This is a genomic window from Variovorax sp. 278MFTsu5.1, from assembly GCF_048305045.1.
Classification (GTDB): Bacteria; Pseudomonadota; Gammaproteobacteria; order Burkholderiales; family Burkholderiaceae_C; genus Variovorax; species Variovorax guangxiensis.
Window position 1 is genome coordinate 3,833,714 of sequence record NZ_CP157622.1, and the last position, 14,974, is coordinate 3,848,687.

A 14,974-nucleotide genomic window follows, 5' to 3' on the forward strand; every position below is an offset into this window, starting at 1 on the left:
TGACCGGAACGGGCACTTTCCTCAATCCGATGATGTCGCGTACTCCGCGCCGCAGATATGGCAGGCCGCCACCTCCGGCCGCTCTTCGTCGGCCTCGCGAAATCGCAACGGCGTCTTGTGACCGTAGACCACCCAGCAACGCGGGCAGTGCTCCTGCCCGACGGTCGGCAGATAGGCGCGAGCACGCTGCTCGGCACGCTCTTCGGTCAAAGGCATGCCCTGGCGTTGGGCGCGCACCACTTCGCGCGCAGCCATGGTGTCGGTGCGCCCGCTCGCGTAATCGTTGATGCCGTAGACAGCACGCGCAAACTCGATGGGAGCCTGCTTGAGTAATGCGGTCAGGCGCTTGTCGGCATGAGCCCGATCAACCAGTGTTGATCGCGTATTCATCGGATCGCTTATCAAGAAAAATGGAATGTAGTTGCAGAGCGACCAAGGTAGCACAAGAACGTGGCCAAGGCTTTTGCCTGCATCACTACAAGGGACGATATACACACCGGAGAACCCGGTGCATGATCTGTTCGACTGATCCGGTGGTTGGCCGGGCGAAACAGAAATTGGTAGGCGCGATTGGACTCGAACCAACGACCCCCACCATGTCAAGGTGGTGCTCTAACCAGCTGAGCTACGCGCCTAAGGATGTGTCCGAGAAGCAGTTATTGTAGCAGGAGAAATCGCGTTTTTCAGCGGCGACGTGCAGATCGCACACCAATAACTGCAGTGACCAGTCCAAGGACCTGCGTGAGCCTCGCCGCATCGGCGATTTCCACGGTGAACGTCATCCACGCCGTGCCCTTGATCGACTGCGTCTGCACGCCGATCACGTTCATCTTCTCGCGCGCGAACACATCGGAGATGTCGCGCAGCAGTCCCTGGCGGTCGGCCGCTTCGACGGCCACGTCCACCGCATATACAGGTGCATCGGTGCCCTTCTTCGCGACGCCCCACTCCACGTCGATGACGCGCTCGCCATCCTTCACGGCCATCGTGCGGAAGTTGCTGCAATCGCTGCGATGCACGCTCACGCCATGGCCTCGCGTGACGAAGCCGCGAATCGCATCGGGCGGCGCAGGCTTGCAGCACTTGGCGAGCTGCGTCATCAGCGAAGACACGCCCACCACCAGCACGCCGCCCTTGCCCGACTTCTCGCTGCCGCGCGCCTTCTTGATGAGCACGCCATCGTCCGGCCCCTGCGCAGGTTCCGGCGGACGCAGCAGCGTCTCGATGTTGCGCAGAGAGAACTCGTCCTTGCCCACCACTTCGAACAGATGGTCCGCCGACTTGAAGCCGAGCTGCGAGGCCAGGTCTTCGAGGCGCATGGCCGTCTTGCCTTCGCGCTGCAGCAGCTTCTCGACCGCCTCTCGTCCGCGCGCCACGGTCTCGTGGGTGATCTGTGCGTTGAACCATGCACGCACCTTCGCGCGCGCACGGTGGCTGGCCAGATAGCCCAGCTCCGCATTGAGCCAGTCGCGCGAAGGCCCGCCTTCCTTGGCCGCGATGATCTCCACCGTCTGCCCGTTCGACAGCGGCGTGTTCAGCGGCACCATCGCGCCATCGACACGCGCCCCGCGGCAGCGATGGCCGAGCGTGGTGTGCACCGTGTAGGCAAAGTCGACCGGCGTCGCGCCCTGCGGGAGCTCGACGATCGCGGCGTCCGGCGTCAGCACATAGATGCGGTCGTCGAAAAGGCCCTGCCCCTGCAGGCCACCCGAGAGATCGCGCTCCCAGGCCAGCAGCTGCCGCAGCACAGCGATCTTCGCGTCGTACTCGCCGCTGGCCCACACGCCCGCGTAGCCCTTGTGGCCCGCTTCCTTGTACGCCCAGTGCGCAGCCACGCCATGCTCGGCGTGGTCGTGCATTTCTTCAGTACGGATCTGGATCTCGATCGGCTTGCCCGCCTTGCCGTCCACCAGCTCGCGCACCACCGTGTGCAGCGACTGGTATCCGTTGGGCTTGGGCCGCGCGATGTAGTCGTCGAACTCCTCGTCGATGGGCTGGAAGTGCGAGTGCACCCAGGCCAGCGCCGCATAGCAGTCCTTCACATCGGGCACCACCACGCGCAGCGCGAGGATGTCGAAGACCTGCGCGAAGTCGAGCGACTTGCCGCGCATCTTCTTCACGATGCTGTAGATGTTCTTGGGTCGCCCCTGCACCACGGCCTTGACGCCCTCGGCCTGCAGCTCGCGCTCCAGCTTCGAGCGCAACTGCTCCACATGCCCTTCGCGCTCGATGCGCTTCTCGTCGAGCAGGCGCGCGATCAGCTTGTAGGTTTCGGGCTCGAGGAAGCGGAACGAGAGATCCTCGATCTCCCACTTCACCTGCCAGATGCCCAGCCGGTTGGCCAGTGGTGCGAACACCTGCAGCGACTCGCGCGCCACGCCCTCGGGCGCCGGCTGCTTGCTGGCGGCGGCATGCCGCAGGGTCTGCAGCCGGGAGGCCAGCCGCAGCATCACCACGCGCAGGTCGCGCGAGAACGCCAGCAGCATCTTGCGCACGTTCTCCGTCTGGGCGCCGGCGTTTTCCGCGTGATGTCCCTGCGAAGCGGAGCGGGCCTGCTCCTGCACGCGCACCAGCTTGGTCGTCTCGACCGCCAGCGCCGCGAAGTTGTCGCCGAATACCTTGGCGATCACCTCCTGCGGCCGGTTCAGGTGCTGGCACGAATAGACCAGGTAGCTCGCCGCCTGCATCGCCTCGGAGCCCCCCATCTTCGCGACGATGGCGGCAACGGCGTCGGCATGCGCGAGCGTGTTCTCGCCGGTGTCGAGCTTCTCGTCGGCAATCAGGGGTTCGGCGAAGGCACGGGCGCGCGCCAGCATGTTCTCCATCACCGGGGTGCGCTCGGCCGTTGCCGCGGACAGCGGGTAGTCGACCATGACCGCGTCGGACGCTGTCGCCGTCTGGAGACTCGAAGAATCGCGCTTCACGCTTCGCTCACTCAATCGCTCGATCAGTCGAAAAGGAAGTTGGTGACGACGGCGATCTGCGCGGGGTCGACGAAAGTCGGCGCATGGCCCACGCCCTCGAATTCGACCAGCGTCGCATGCGGACCGCGCTGCGTCATGGCGAGCGCGGTTTCGCGCGACAGCAGATCCGACTCGGCACCGCGCGTGAGCAGCGTGCGCGCCTCGATGGCGTCGTACAGGCCCCACATGATCGCGCCCCCCTGCGCCGCGGCCTCGGGAGTGATGGCACGGAGCGCAACGCCGATGGCCGGGTCGTAGTGAAGAAGCCAGGCCTCCTCGTCGCCGACCACTGTCGATTCGAGCTTCGCCGAGCCGTCGGCCGTGCGCTGCGAGGCAGGCACCACCATGTGCCGCGACAGCGCCAGCCACTGCTGCGGCGTATGCGGTCCGAAGGTGGTCGACAAAGCCCACATCGCATCGGCCGCCGCCTGCACGCTTTCATAGCTGCCATTCTTTCCGACGTAGGCGCCGATGCGCTGCAGCGCGACCGGTTCGATGGTCGGACCGACGTCGTTCGCGACGAAGCGGCGAATGGGTCGCGCCAACGGCAGCTCCTTGTGGCCCGCCAGCGCGAAGCCGATCAGGCCACCCATGCTGGTGCCGAGGTAATCGAGCGTGCCGATCGCCTGCTCGCGCTGCAGCTGCGCGATCAACGCGACCATGTCGGCCGCGTACACCGGCACCTGATAAAGAGAAGGGTCGCGCAGCCAGTCGCTGCGCCCGCGGCCGACCACGTCAGGGCAGACCACGCGAACATCGCCGCCCGCACGCTCCACGATGGCCTGGGCCAGCAGGTCGAAATCGCGCCCCTGTCGGGTCAAGCCATGCACGCAGATCACGACATGCGCGCTGTGCGCGTCGCCCCATTGCCAATAGGCCATGCGGTGGCCGCCCTGGGCGTCATCGCACGCCACGTAATGAAGCGTCGGTTCGGTCATGGAAACGATGGTGTCCTGGTGCGGATAATTGTCTCGTCGCATCCTAATTCATCCGGAGATTGATCTTCATGCTCAAAGGCAAAACCGCGCTTGTCACGGGGTCCACCAGTGGCATTGGCCTCGCCATCGCCAAGTCTCTCGCCCAGCAGGGCGCCAACATCGTGCTCAACGGCTTCGGCGATTCCGCCGCTCCGAAGGCCGAGGTCGAAGCCCTCGGCGTGCGCGCCGAATACCACGGCGCCGACATGAGCAAGCCCGGGGAGATCGAGGACATGATGAAGTTCGCCGCGTCCAGGTTCGGCCGCGTCGACATCCTGGTGAACAACGCCGGCATCCAGCACGTCGCCAAAGTGGAAGACTTTCCCATCGAACGCTGGGACGCCATCATCGCGATCAACCTCACCAGCGCCTTCCACACCACGCGGCTGGCGATCCCGGCGATGCGCGAAGCCAACTGGGGCCGCGTCATCAACATCGCCTCGGCGCACGGGCTGGTGGCGTCGGCGCAGAAGTCGGCCTACGTGGCGGCCAAGCATGGCGTAGTCGGCCTGACCAAGGCGGTCGCGCTGGAAACCGCGACCACGGGCGTTACCGTCAATGCGATCTGCCCTGGCTGGGTGCTGACGGCGCTGGTACAGAAGCAGATCGACGACCGCGCCGCGCGCGAAGGCATCACGGTCGCGCAAGCTCAAAACGATCTGCTGGGCGAAAAGCAGCCTTCGCTGCAGTTCACCACCGTGGAGCAACTGGGCGGCCTGGCGGTCTTCCTCTGCTCGCCGGCCGCCGACCAGGTCCGTGGCCAGGCATGGGCCATGGACGGCGGCTGGACGGCCCAATAAGACTGCCCAGTAGTGGGTAGCCCCGCGGTACGCGCCTCTTTCTTATATGAGCACGGACCGCTCTACTTGAGCTGCACGGAGCCCGAGACGGTCACCATCACGGCGGTCTTGCCGGCCTCGACCGGCACCGCCGAATCCGCCGACGAGAACGACTTGGCCTGCACCGCCATCATGCGCGGGCGGATCGGGCCGTTGTCGCTCGCATTCACCGACACCTCGCGCAGCGTGTAGCCGCCGAAGCCGAAGCCCTTGGCCAGTTCATTGGCCTTCTGCTTGAAGTTGTCGATGGCGATGTTCTGCGCCTCGGTCTCGGTCTTGGCCCGCTGCTCGCGGCTCAGGCCGAAGCCCACATTGCCCACGCTGAGCGTGGTGATGCGCCCTGCCGTCTGGGTGATGCGCGGGAAGTCGCGGCCTTCGAGCACCAGTTCGGTCGAGCCCTGCCAGCCGTTGATCTTGCCGTCCTTGGTGTAGCGCGGCGACAGGCTGAAGTTGCCGGTACGCACGTCGAGCTGGCCCGCCTGCGCGTTCTTCTTCGCTTCGGCCAGCGCGGCGTCGAGCGCGGCCTTCAGCTGCGTCTGCACGGTGGCGGCGTCGGTCGCGTCGCGGGTGGTCACGAGGGTCATGCTCAGCATGTCCTGCTGGACTTCGACCGTGCCCGATGCCGTCAGCTGCAGCACGTTCTGGGGAGCCGGCGTGGCGGCGTTCTGGGCCAGCGCATTGCCGGCGGCGGCCAGGGCGGCGCAGGCCGCGAGCAGTTTGATCTTTTTCTTCATGGCGAAGTACTCCCGTTGTTGGTATGAAAAGACAGGCAGCCGAGCCTCCACCGGCAGGCCGGACGCACCCGCGCAGATCAGCGGCGCTGGCTGCGCGGCGCGAGCGGCAATGCGCTTGCCGCGGCCGGCGGCACCGGCACGATGCGCTCGGCCGGCTGCGATTCTGCCGAATTGAGCAAAGCACCCGTCGAAGGCGGGGTCCATTGGCCGCGGACCTGCTGGCGCAGCTCGAACAACTCAGCGGGAGTCAGGCGCCGACCGGCAATGGCTTCTCCGCGCTTCATTTCCTCACGCTGCGCGGCCCGGTGGGCGGCGACCGCATCGCGGACTTCGCTGCGGCGCGTTTCACCCACCCTGAAGAAGTCGCCAGACACCGCCAGCGAGGGGCCGCAGGCGAAAACGAGGATGAGCGGCAGTGCGGAAAAAGGACGTCTCATTGAGGCGAAAGTCATCGGTAGACGCGACTTTGCCATTGCCGGACTAACGTTGGATGACCAGACCGCGAACGTCCGCAAGTTTTGTAACTTAGTGTCAAACCATAAGCAAATCCGGCTCAACCGGACCGCAACGCCTTCAGAATCGGCCCTGTTACAAATTCGACGTTGTAGAAATGACTCAAGTTCCCGCTCGCACTGACAAGATCGTGATCGTCGACGACGACGCCCGCATCCGCGACCTCCTGCGCCGCTACCTGACGCAGGAAGGCTTCGAAGTGATCGTGGCCGAGGACGGCAAGGCGCTCAACCGCATCCTGTTGCGCGACACGGTCGACCTGATCGTGCTCGACCTGATGATGCCCGGCGAAGACGGCCTGTCCGTCTGCCGCCGCCTGCGGGCCGCCAACGACCGCACGCCGATCATCATGCTCACCGCCAAGGGCGAAGACGTGGACCGCATCGTCGGTCTGGAAGTCGGCGCCGACGACTACCTCGGCAAGCCCTTCAACCCCCGCGAGCTGCTGGCCCGCGTGCACGCCGTCCTGCGCCGCCGTCCGCCGCTCGAGGCGCCGGGCGCCCCCTCCACCGAGAACGAGACCGTCACCTTCGGTCCGTTCGCCTTCGACCTCGGCTCGCGCACCCTGAAGAAGGATGGCGAAGAACTCTCGCTGACCACCGGCGAGTTCGCCATGCTGAAGGCGCTGGTGCGCCATCCGCGCCAGCCGCTGTCGCGCGAAAAGCTGGCCCAGCTGGCACGCGGCCGCGAGTTCGAGCCCTTCGACCGCAGCCTGGACGTGCAGATCTCGCGCCTGCGCAAGCTCGTCGAGTCCGACGCCGCTGCGCCCCGCTACATCCAGACCGTCTGGGGCGTGGGCTACGTGTTCGTGCCGGACGGCACGGCCTGACGCCACGTTGAAAGGTGGCCGTCGGCCAACCCCCCGGACCAGGCGCAGCCCAGGAGGACGGCGCGCAGGTCACGATGCCGAGCCCGCTCGAAGCGAGCGCGCAGCGTGACCGCCGCCCCGGCCTCAAGCTGGGCTTCAGCCTTTTCTGGCGCACCTTCTTCCTGCTCGCGCTGCTGCTGATCGGCTGTACGGTCGCCTGGCTGCAGACTTTCCGCTCGCTCGAATACGAGCCGCGCGCCATTCAAACGGCGCACCAGATCGCCTCTCTCGTGAACCTCACGCGGGCGGCGCTGGTGTACTCCGACGCCATCACCCGGGTGTCGCTGATCAAGACGCTGGCCGACCAGGAGGGCGTGCGCATCCTGCCGCGCGAGCCCAACGACCGCTTCCAGCCCTACACCAGCGGCGCGCTCGACCTGCGCGTGACCGAGGAGCTCATCGACCAGCTCGGCGAAGGCACCACGGTGGCGAGCCGCGTGAACGACGAGGCGGGCCTGTGGATCGGCTTCACCATCGAAAGCGACACCTACTGGCTGCTGCTCGACCCCACCCGCTTCAGCCGCGTGGGCGGGCGCACCTGGCTGGTGTGGCTGAGCACCGCCATGGCGCTGTCGCTGGCCGGCGCGGCGCTGATCACCCGGCTCATCAACCTGCCGCTCAAGCAACTGTCGCGCGCGACCATGCAGGTGCGCGAGGGCGAGTACGAGGCGCACCGGCTCGACGAGCGCGCCCGCACCAACGAGATCCGCGCGGTCAACATCGGCTTCAACCGCATGGCCGACCAGCTCGCCAAGATCGAGCAGGACCGCGCCATCATGCTGGCCGGCATCTCGCACGACCTGCGCACGCCGCTGGCCCGGCTGCGGCTGGAAACCGAGATGAGCGTTGCCGACGAGGACGCGCGCGACCACATGGCGGCCGACATCGCCCAGCTCGACGCGATCATCGACAAGTTCCTCGACTACGCCCGCCCCGACCACGTCGACCCCAAGCCAGTGCTGCTGCGCGACGTGGTCGACGCCTGCACCTATGCCGTGCAGGACTACGAGGAGATGAACATCAAGGTCGAGGTACCGCCCGACCTGCGCGTGATGGGCGACGAGGTCGAGCTCACCCGCGTCATTTCCAACCTGGTCGAGAACGCGCGCCGCTACGGCAAGACGCCTGCCACCGGCGTGGCGGACGTGACGATCCAGGCGCAGGCCAACAACGACGCGGTGCTCATCAAGGTGCGCGACCACGGCGCGGGCGTCGAGCCGGCCCTGCTCGCGCAGCTGACCAAGCCCTTCTTCCGCGGCGACGCGGCGCGCACATCCGCAGCCGGCGCGGGGCTGGGCCTGTCGATCGTGGCGAAGAACATCGAGCGCATGGGCGGCACCTTCGCGCTGACCAGCACACCGGGCCGCGGCCTGGCGGCGCACATCCGCATGCCGCGCGCGATGCCGGCGGGAATGGTCAGGCCGGGCGAGCCTCAGGGCAGCGGCAAGAAGCCAGCCTGAACGACGCCGGCCGCGCCTGCGTCAGCGATGCAGCAGAACTGCCGCGCGAGCTTCCATCGCGCGGCCCTCGCCCACGGGGCCCAGTTTCTCGGCCGTCTTGGCCTTCACGTTCACCTGGCCGAGCTCCACGCCCAGCGTGTCGGCGATGCGCTGGCACATCAGCGGAATGTGCGGTGCGAGCTTGGGCGCCTGCGCGATCACCGTGCTGTCGACGTTGCCGATCTCCCAGCCCGCGGCACGCACCCGGCGCACCGCCTCGGCCAGCAGCACCGCCGAATCGGCACCGCGGAACTGGGGATCGGTGTCCGGAAAGTGCCGGCCGATGTCGCCCAGCCCCGCGCCGCCCAGCAGCGCATCGGTGATGGCGTGCAGCAGCACATCGGCGTCCGAATGGCCCAGCAGGCCGGTGGTGTGCGGCACCTCGACGCCGCCGAGAATCAGTTTGCGCCCCGCCACCAGCTGGTGGACGTCCCAGCCCTCGCCGATGCGGATGTTGAAAGGCGCGGCGGTCATGCCAGCTCCTTCCTGCGGCCGAGCAGCACGGCCTCGGCCAGGGCGAAGTCTTCCGGAAAGGTCACCTTGAAGTTCTGGGCGCTTCCGGGCACCAGCAACGGCGAAAGGCCGACGGCCTCGATCGCGCTGGCCTCGTCCGTAACGGCGTCGCCAGCGCGCTCCAGCGCGTCGAGCAGCATGCCGATGCGGAACATCTGCGGCGTCTGCGCCAGCCACTTGTCGGCGCGCGGCAGCGTCTGGGCCACTCGGCTCTCGGCGGTGGACGACTTCAGCGTGTCCGCCAGCCGCTGAGCCAGCAGGCCGCCGACGGCGTCGTGCTCGCAGGCGGCGATCAGCGCCTCGATCTGGCTGGAAGTGACGAGGCAGCGCGCCGCGTCGTGCACCAGCACCCAGTCGTGCGCGCCGGCGCCCTTCTGCCGCAGCGCCACCAGGCCGTTGCGCACCGTGGCCGCGCGGGTCACGCCGCCCACGCGCAGCAGGTATTCGTTCTCCGAGGGAAAGCGCGGCAGCACCGCATCCACGTCCCGGTCGTCCGGCGACACCACCAGCGCCAGCCCGGCGAAGCGCCCCGACATCGCGCGGACGGCCTCCAGCGTGTGGGCCACCATCGGCAGCCCGGCCAGGCGCCGGTACTGCTTGGGCTGCGTGGACTGCGCATGTCCCGCGCGATGGCCGGAGCCGGCGCACGGGATCAGCACGAAGAGTCGGGAAGAGGACATGAGGGCCCAGCGTCGGCCGTGGCCGACAAGCGGATAAAGGGCCGCCATTCTAGAATTGACCGCTACGCACACCCCTCGCCAGCCGGCGCGGGGTGTTGTGCATTTCCATCAAGCGTTCCATGGACCTCCCCCACCTCACGGCGGGCAAGCGATTCACGCTGCCGCGTCCTCCCTTGTCGGCAGATGCCTTGCTGCTGGCGCAACTGGCCATGCGCGAGAAGGCCGCCGGGCGCGCCACCGCGATGTTCACGGCCGATGCCAACGACGCCCAGCGCCTGATCGACGAGATCGCCTTCTTCGCTCCCGAGCTGCGCTGCGCGCTTTTCCCCGACTGGGAGACGCTGCCCTACGACAGCTTCTCGCCCCACCAGGACCTGATCAGCGAACGCCTGGCCACCCTCTGGCGCATCAGCCAGAAGGAGGCCGACGTGGTGCTGGTGCCCGCCACCACCGCGCTCTACCGGCTGGCGCCACCGTCCTTCCTGGCCGGCTACACCTTCCACTTCAAGGCCAAGCAGAAGCTGGAGGAGTCGAAGCTCAAGGCCCAGCTCACTCTTGCCGGCTACACCCATGTGACGCAGGTGGTGAGCCCCGGCGAATACGCGGTGCGCGGCGGCCTGATCGACCTGTTCCCCATGGGCTCGCCGGTGCCCTTCCGCGTCGACCTGTTCGACGACGAGATCGACACCATCCGCACCTTCGACCCCGACACCCAGCGCAGCCTCTACCCGGTGCCCGAGGTGCGGCTGCTGCCGGGCCGCGAGTTCCCGATGGACGACGACGCGCGCGGGCGCTTCCGCAGCCGCTGGCGCGAACTGCTCGAAGGCGATCCGACCAAGAGCCGCATCTACAAGGACATGGGCAACGGCGTGGCCACCGCCGGCATCGAGTACTACCTGCCGCTTTTCTTCGACGAGACGGCCACGGTGTTCGACTACCTGGGGCCGGACGCCACCGTGGTGCTGCACGGCGACCTGGAACCCGCCTTCCAGCACTTCTGGCAGGACACCAACGAGCGCTACCGCCTTGTGCGCGGCGACCCCGAGCGCCCCGCCCTGCCGCCCGAGGCGTTGTTCCTGAACGCCGAGCAGTTCTACCAGCGTGCCAAGCCGCACGCGCAGCTGGCCATTCGCGGCGACGTGGACACCGACGCGCCCTACGCCGAGTTCGACCGGTTGCCGCCCTTCGCCGTGGTGCGCGGCGCCGAGGACCCGCTGGTCGGCCTGAAGGCGCACATCGCGAAGACACCGCACCGCGTGCTGCTGATCGCCGAGAGCGAGGGCCGCCGCGAGAGCCTGCTCGACTTCCTGCGCGCCAGCGGCGTGAACCCGCCGGCCTTCGATTCGCTGGCCGAGTTCGAGGCCTCCGGCGACGAGAAGATCGGCATCGCCACCGCCGCGCTGGCCTCGGGCTTCGCGTGGCGCGAACAGGGCATCGACTTCGTCACCGAGACCGAGCTCTTCGCCACAGCGCCCACCACGCGCCGGCGCAACAAGAAGCAGGAGCAGGTCAGCGACGTCGAGGCGCTCATCAAGGACCTGTCGGAGCTCAACGTGGGCGATCCGGTGGTCCACAGTGCGCACGGCATCGGCCGCTACCGCGGCCTGATCCACATGGACCTGGGCCAGGGCAACGGCCCCGACGGCAAGCCGCTGATGCAGGAGATGCTGCACCTGGAGTACGCCGACAAGGCCACGCTCTACGTGCCCGTGAGCCAGCTGCACCAGATCAGCCGCTACACCGGCGTCAGCGCCGACGAGGCCCCGCTGCACAAGCTGGGCTCCGGCCAGTGGGAAAAGGCCAAGCGCAAGGCCGCCGAGCAGGTGCGCGACTCGGCCGCCGAGCTGCTGAACATCTACGCTCGCCGCGCGGCACGCGAGGGCCATGCCTTCCGCTACTCGCCGGCCGACTACGAGGTGTTCGCCAACGACTTCGGCTTCCAGGAAACCGCCGACCAGAAGGCGGCCATCCACGCCGTGGTGCAGGACATGATCTCGCCGCAACCCATGGACCGCCTGGTGTGCGGCGACGTGGGCTTCGGCAAGACCGAGGTGGCGCTGCGCGCCGCCTTCATCGCCGTTACCGGCGGCAAGCAGGTGGCATTCCTTGCGCCCACCACGCTGCTGGCGGAGCAGCACTACCAGACGCTGGTCGACCGCTTCGCCAAGTGGCCGGTGAAGGTGGCCGAGATGAGCCGCTTCCGCTCGGCCAAGGAAATCACCGCCGCCGCCAAGGGGCTGGCCGACGGGCAGGTCGACATCGTCGTCGGCACGCACAAGCTGCTTTCGCAGTCGGTCAAGTTCAAGAACCTGGGCCTGCTCATCATCGACGAGGAGCACCGCTTCGGCGTGCGCCACAAGGAAGCGATGAAGGCCATGCGCGCCGAGGTCGACGTGCTCACGCTCACCGCCACGCCGATTCCGCGCACGCTGGGCATGGCGCTGGAGGGCCTGCGCGACCTGAGCGTGATCGCCACCGCGCCGCAGCGGCGCCTGGCCATCAAGACCTTCGTGCGCAACGAGGGCACCGGCGTGATACGCGAGGCGGTGCTGCGCGAGTTGAAGCGCGGCGGGCAGGTCTACTTCCTGCACAACGAGGTCGAGACCATCGAGAACCGCCGCCAGAAGCTGGAAGAGATCCTTCCCGAGGCGCGCATCGCCGTGGCCCACGGCCAGATGCCCGAGCGCGAGCTGGAGCGCGTGATGCGCGACTTCGTGGCGCAGCGCTACAACCTGCTGCTGTGCTCGACCATCATCGAGACCGGCATCGACGTGCCGACGGCCAACACCATCGTGATCAGCCGCGCCGACAAGTTCGGTCTGGCGCAGCTGCACCAGCTGCGCGGTCGCGTCGGCCGCTCGCACCACCAGGCGTATGCCTATCTCATGGTGCCCGACACCGAGGGCCTGACCAAGCAGGCCGCGCAGCGGCTGGACGCCATCCAGCAGATGGAGGAGCTGGGCTCCGGCTTCTACCTCGCCATGCACGACCTGGAGATCCGCGGCACCGGCGAGGTGCTGGGCGAGAACCAGAGCGGCAACATGATGGAGATCGGCTTCCAGCTCTACAACGAGATGCTGAGCGAGGCGGTGCGCGCGCTGAAGGCCGGGCAGGAGCCCGACCTGCTGTCGCCGCTGTCGGTCACCACCGAGATCAACCTGCACGCCCCCGCCCTGCTTCCCGACGACTACTGCGGCGACGTGCACCTGCGGCTGTCGTTCTACAAGAAGCTGGCCACGGCGAAGACGCCCGACCAGATCGACACGCTGCTGGAGGAGATCGTCGACCGCTTCGGCAAGCTGCCGCCGCAGGCGCAGACGCTGATCGACACCCACCGCCTGCGCGTGCTCGCGCGGCCCTATGGCGTGGTGAAGGTCGACGCGGCGCCGGGCATCATCAACATCACATTCAAGAAAGATCCGCCGGTGGATGGCATGGCCATCATCCAGCTGATCCAGAAGAACAGACACATCAAGCTCGCCGGCAACGAGAAGCTGCGCATCGAGCGCGAACTGAAAGAACCCAAGGACCGGGCCCAGATGGTGCGCGACGTGCTGCGCAGCCTGGGCCAGCCCACCGTCAAGGAAACCGCCACCGCATGAGCGCTACTGAAATCTCCCCCGGCCTCGTCATCCAGCGCGTGAAGCCGCCGCTGAAGCTCGCCGACTTCAAGCTGATCGCCTTCGACATGGACTCGACGCTGATCAGCATCGAGTGCATCGACGAGATCGCCGATGCCGTCGGCAAGAAGGCGGAGGTGGCCGCGATCACCGAAGCCACCATGCGCGGCGAGATCAAGGACTTCAAGGAGAGCCTGCGCCGCCGCGTGGCGCTGCTCAAGGGCGTGCCGGCCGAGGCGCTGCAGCAGGTGTACGACGAGCGCCTGAAGCTCAACCCCGGCGCGGCCGAGCTGGTTGCGGCCTGCAAGGCGGCCGGCCTCAAGGTGCTGCTGGTGTCGGGCGGCTTCACCTTCTTCGCGAACCGGGTGAAGGACCGGCTGGGCATCGACTTCGCGCGCTCCAACCTGCTCGACGAAGCCGACGGCAAGCTCACCGGCGAGGTGGTCACGCAGAGCTGGGGCGACATCTGCGACGGCGCCGAGAAGCGCCGCACGCTGCTGGAGGTGGCCTCGCTCATGGGCATCGCGCCGCAGGAGACCATCGCCGTGGGCGATGGTGCCAACGACTTGCCGATGATGGGCGAGGCCGGCCTCTCGGTGGCCTATCACGCCAAGCCGAAGGTGCGCGAGCAGGCCATGGTGGCCATCAACGAAGGCGGCCTCGACCGCGTGCTGGAAATCCTGAAATGACCGACGCCACCGCGCCTGCTCCATCGGCTCCCCTGTATCGCGCCGATGCGCTCGTCGAGTATGCGGATGCCCTGCTGCAGAAGGCCGGCCTTGCCGCGCCCAAGGCCGCCGTGGTCGCGCGCACGCTGGTCGAAGGCGACCTGCTCGGCCACGACACCCACGGCCTCGCGCTGCTGGCGGGGTACGTCAAGGAACTGGAATCGGGCGGCATGACGCGCGACGGCGCGCCCGAGGTGCTGTCCGACCGCCCCGCCGCCGTGCTGTGGGACGGCAGGCGCCTGCCCGGCCCGTGGCTCATGGACCAGGGCATGAACCTGCTGGTGCCGCGTGCGCGCGAGCTGGGCACGGCCTCGCTGGTCATCCGCCGCAGCCACCACATCGCCTGCCTGGCCGTCTACATGCTGCGCGCGCTGCAGGAAGACATGCTGATGCTGCTGGCCTGCTCCGACCCCAACGCCGCCAGCGTCGCGCCCTTCGGCGGCACGCAGGCGGTGTTCACGCCGAATCCGCTGGCGATGGGCTTTCCGCTGTCGCAGGGCGGCGTGATGGTCGACATCTCGGCCTCCATCACCACCAACGGCATGAGCAACCGCAAGCGCGCGGCCGGCGAGACCTTCGCCGAAGAGTGGCTGATCGACGCCGCCGGCAAGCCTTCGAACGACCCGCAGGTGCTGTTCGACCAGCCGCCCGGCACGCTGCTGCCCGTGGGCGGCCTGAGCCACGGCCACAAGGGCTACGGCATGGCGCTGCTGGTGGAGACGCTCACGGCCGGCCTCGCGGGCCACGGCCGCGCCGATCCGCCCGAGGGCTGGGGCGCAACGGTGCACGTCACGCTGCACGACCTGAACGCCTTCGGCGGCAAGGAAGCCTTCCTGCGCCAGATGGACCACGTGGCCGAACGCTGCCGCGCCAATGCGCCCATCGACCCGGCGAAGCCTGTGCGGCTGCCGGGCGAAGGCGGATTGAAGCGTCGGGAATCGCAGTCGAAGAACGGGGTGCGGCTGCACCCGTCGATCGCGCGCTCGCTGCAGGATTTGGAGCAGCGCCACGGCCTGCGGCTTGCGCAGGCGCTGGTCTGA

Annotated in this window: 13 protein-coding genes and 1 tRNA gene; 6 read left to right on the forward strand and 8 right to left on the reverse strand. The window is 67.8% G+C overall.

Going from position 1 to position 14,974, the window contains the following annotated elements:
* Nucleotides 1-21 precede the first annotated feature (21 nt).
* From ABL844_RS17840 to ABL844_RS17855, 4 genes are all read right to left on the reverse strand, one after another.
* Nucleotides 22-390 (reverse strand): hypothetical protein, encoded by a 369-nt coding sequence (locus ABL844_RS17840; protein WP_184637556.1) that lies wholly within the window; start codon nt 388-390, stop codon nt 22-24.
* A 168-nt stretch (nt 391-558) separates the two neighbouring features.
* Nucleotides 559-635 (reverse strand) — tRNA-Val (locus ABL844_RS17845).
* 48 nt (nt 636-683) lie between these two features.
* Nucleotides 684-2,873, reverse strand: a complete 2,190-nt coding sequence (locus tag ABL844_RS17850) for a RelA/SpoT family protein (protein ID WP_418131923.1) — start codon at nt 2,871-2,873, stop codon at nt 684-686.
* Nucleotides 2,874-2,947: 74 nt separating this feature from the next.
* The gene (locus ABL844_RS17855; RefSeq protein ID WP_418128360.1) at nt 2,948-3,943 is read right to left on the reverse strand and encodes an alpha/beta fold hydrolase; all 996 of its coding nucleotides are present in this window, start codon (nt 3,941-3,943) and stop codon (nt 2,948-2,950) included.
* A gap of 26 nt (nt 3,944-3,969) precedes the next feature.
* Here ABL844_RS17855 and ABL844_RS17860 point away from each other — a divergent pair, with 26 nt between their 5' ends.
* Nucleotides 3,970-4,740 (forward strand): 3-hydroxybutyrate dehydrogenase, encoded by a 771-nt coding sequence (locus ABL844_RS17860; RefSeq protein ID WP_418116592.1) that lies wholly within the window; start codon nt 3,970-3,972, stop codon nt 4,738-4,740.
* Between the two features lie 62 nt (nt 4,741-4,802).
* Here ABL844_RS17860 and ABL844_RS17865 read toward each other — a convergent pair whose 3' ends face one another.
* Together ABL844_RS17865 and ABL844_RS17870 are read right to left on the reverse strand one after the other, a co-directional pair.
* Nucleotides 4,803-5,513, reverse strand: coding sequence for an SIMPL domain-containing protein (locus ABL844_RS17865; RefSeq protein ID WP_126023996.1), 711 nt, complete (start codon nt 5,511-5,513; stop codon nt 4,803-4,805).
* 77 nt (nt 5,514-5,590) lie between these two features.
* A complete protein-coding gene (locus ABL844_RS17870; protein WP_240650748.1) occupies nt 5,591-5,965 on the reverse strand; it encodes a hypothetical protein in 375 nt (124 codons plus the stop codon).
* Nucleotides 5,966-6,123: 158 nt separating this feature from the next.
* On the opposite strand from ABL844_RS17870, the gene ompR reads away from it, so the two are divergent.
* Complete coding sequence (gene ompR / locus ABL844_RS17875; protein ID WP_007837017.1) at nt 6,124-6,855, forward strand: two-component system response regulator OmpR; 732 nt, start codon at nt 6,124-6,126, stop codon at nt 6,853-6,855.
* Between the two features lie 74 nt (nt 6,856-6,929).
* Entirely contained in the window at nt 6,930-8,354 is a 1,425-nt protein-coding gene (locus ABL844_RS17880) for a sensor histidine kinase (RefSeq protein WP_126023995.1), read from the forward strand.
* 21 nt (nt 8,355-8,375) lie between these two features.
* Here ABL844_RS17880 and ispF read toward each other — a convergent pair whose 3' ends face one another.
* Together ispF and ispD are read right to left on the reverse strand one after the other, a co-directional pair.
* Complete coding sequence (gene ispF / locus ABL844_RS17885; RefSeq protein ID WP_418128362.1) at nt 8,376-8,867, reverse strand: 2-C-methyl-D-erythritol 2,4-cyclodiphosphate synthase; 492 nt, start codon at nt 8,865-8,867, stop codon at nt 8,376-8,378.
* Entirely contained in the window at nt 8,864-9,586 is a 723-nt protein-coding gene (ispD, locus tag ABL844_RS17890) for a 2-C-methyl-D-erythritol 4-phosphate cytidylyltransferase (RefSeq protein WP_418128363.1), read from the reverse strand. The genes ispF and ispD overlap by 4 nt, the downstream gene beginning before the upstream one ends.
* Nucleotides 9,587-9,705: 119 nt before the next feature.
* On the opposite strand from ispD, the gene mfd reads away from it, so the two are divergent.
* Genes mfd through ABL844_RS17905 form a run of 3 tightly spaced genes read left to right on the forward strand, consistent with a single transcriptional unit; the run spans nt 9,706 to nt 14,974 of the window.
* The gene (gene mfd / locus ABL844_RS17895; RefSeq protein WP_418128365.1) at nt 9,706-13,188 is read left to right on the forward strand and encodes a transcription-repair coupling factor; all 3,483 of its coding nucleotides are present in this window, start codon (nt 9,706-9,708) and stop codon (nt 13,186-13,188) included.
* Nucleotides 13,185-13,895, forward strand: coding sequence for a phosphoserine phosphatase SerB (serB, locus tag ABL844_RS17900; protein WP_418128366.1), 711 nt, complete (start codon nt 13,185-13,187; stop codon nt 13,893-13,895). Before mfd ends, serB begins: the two co-directional genes overlap by 4 nt.
* Nucleotides 13,892-14,974 (forward strand): Ldh family oxidoreductase, encoded by a 1,083-nt coding sequence (locus ABL844_RS17905; protein WP_418128367.1) that lies wholly within the window; start codon nt 13,892-13,894, stop codon nt 14,972-14,974. Before serB ends, ABL844_RS17905 begins: the two co-directional genes overlap by 4 nt.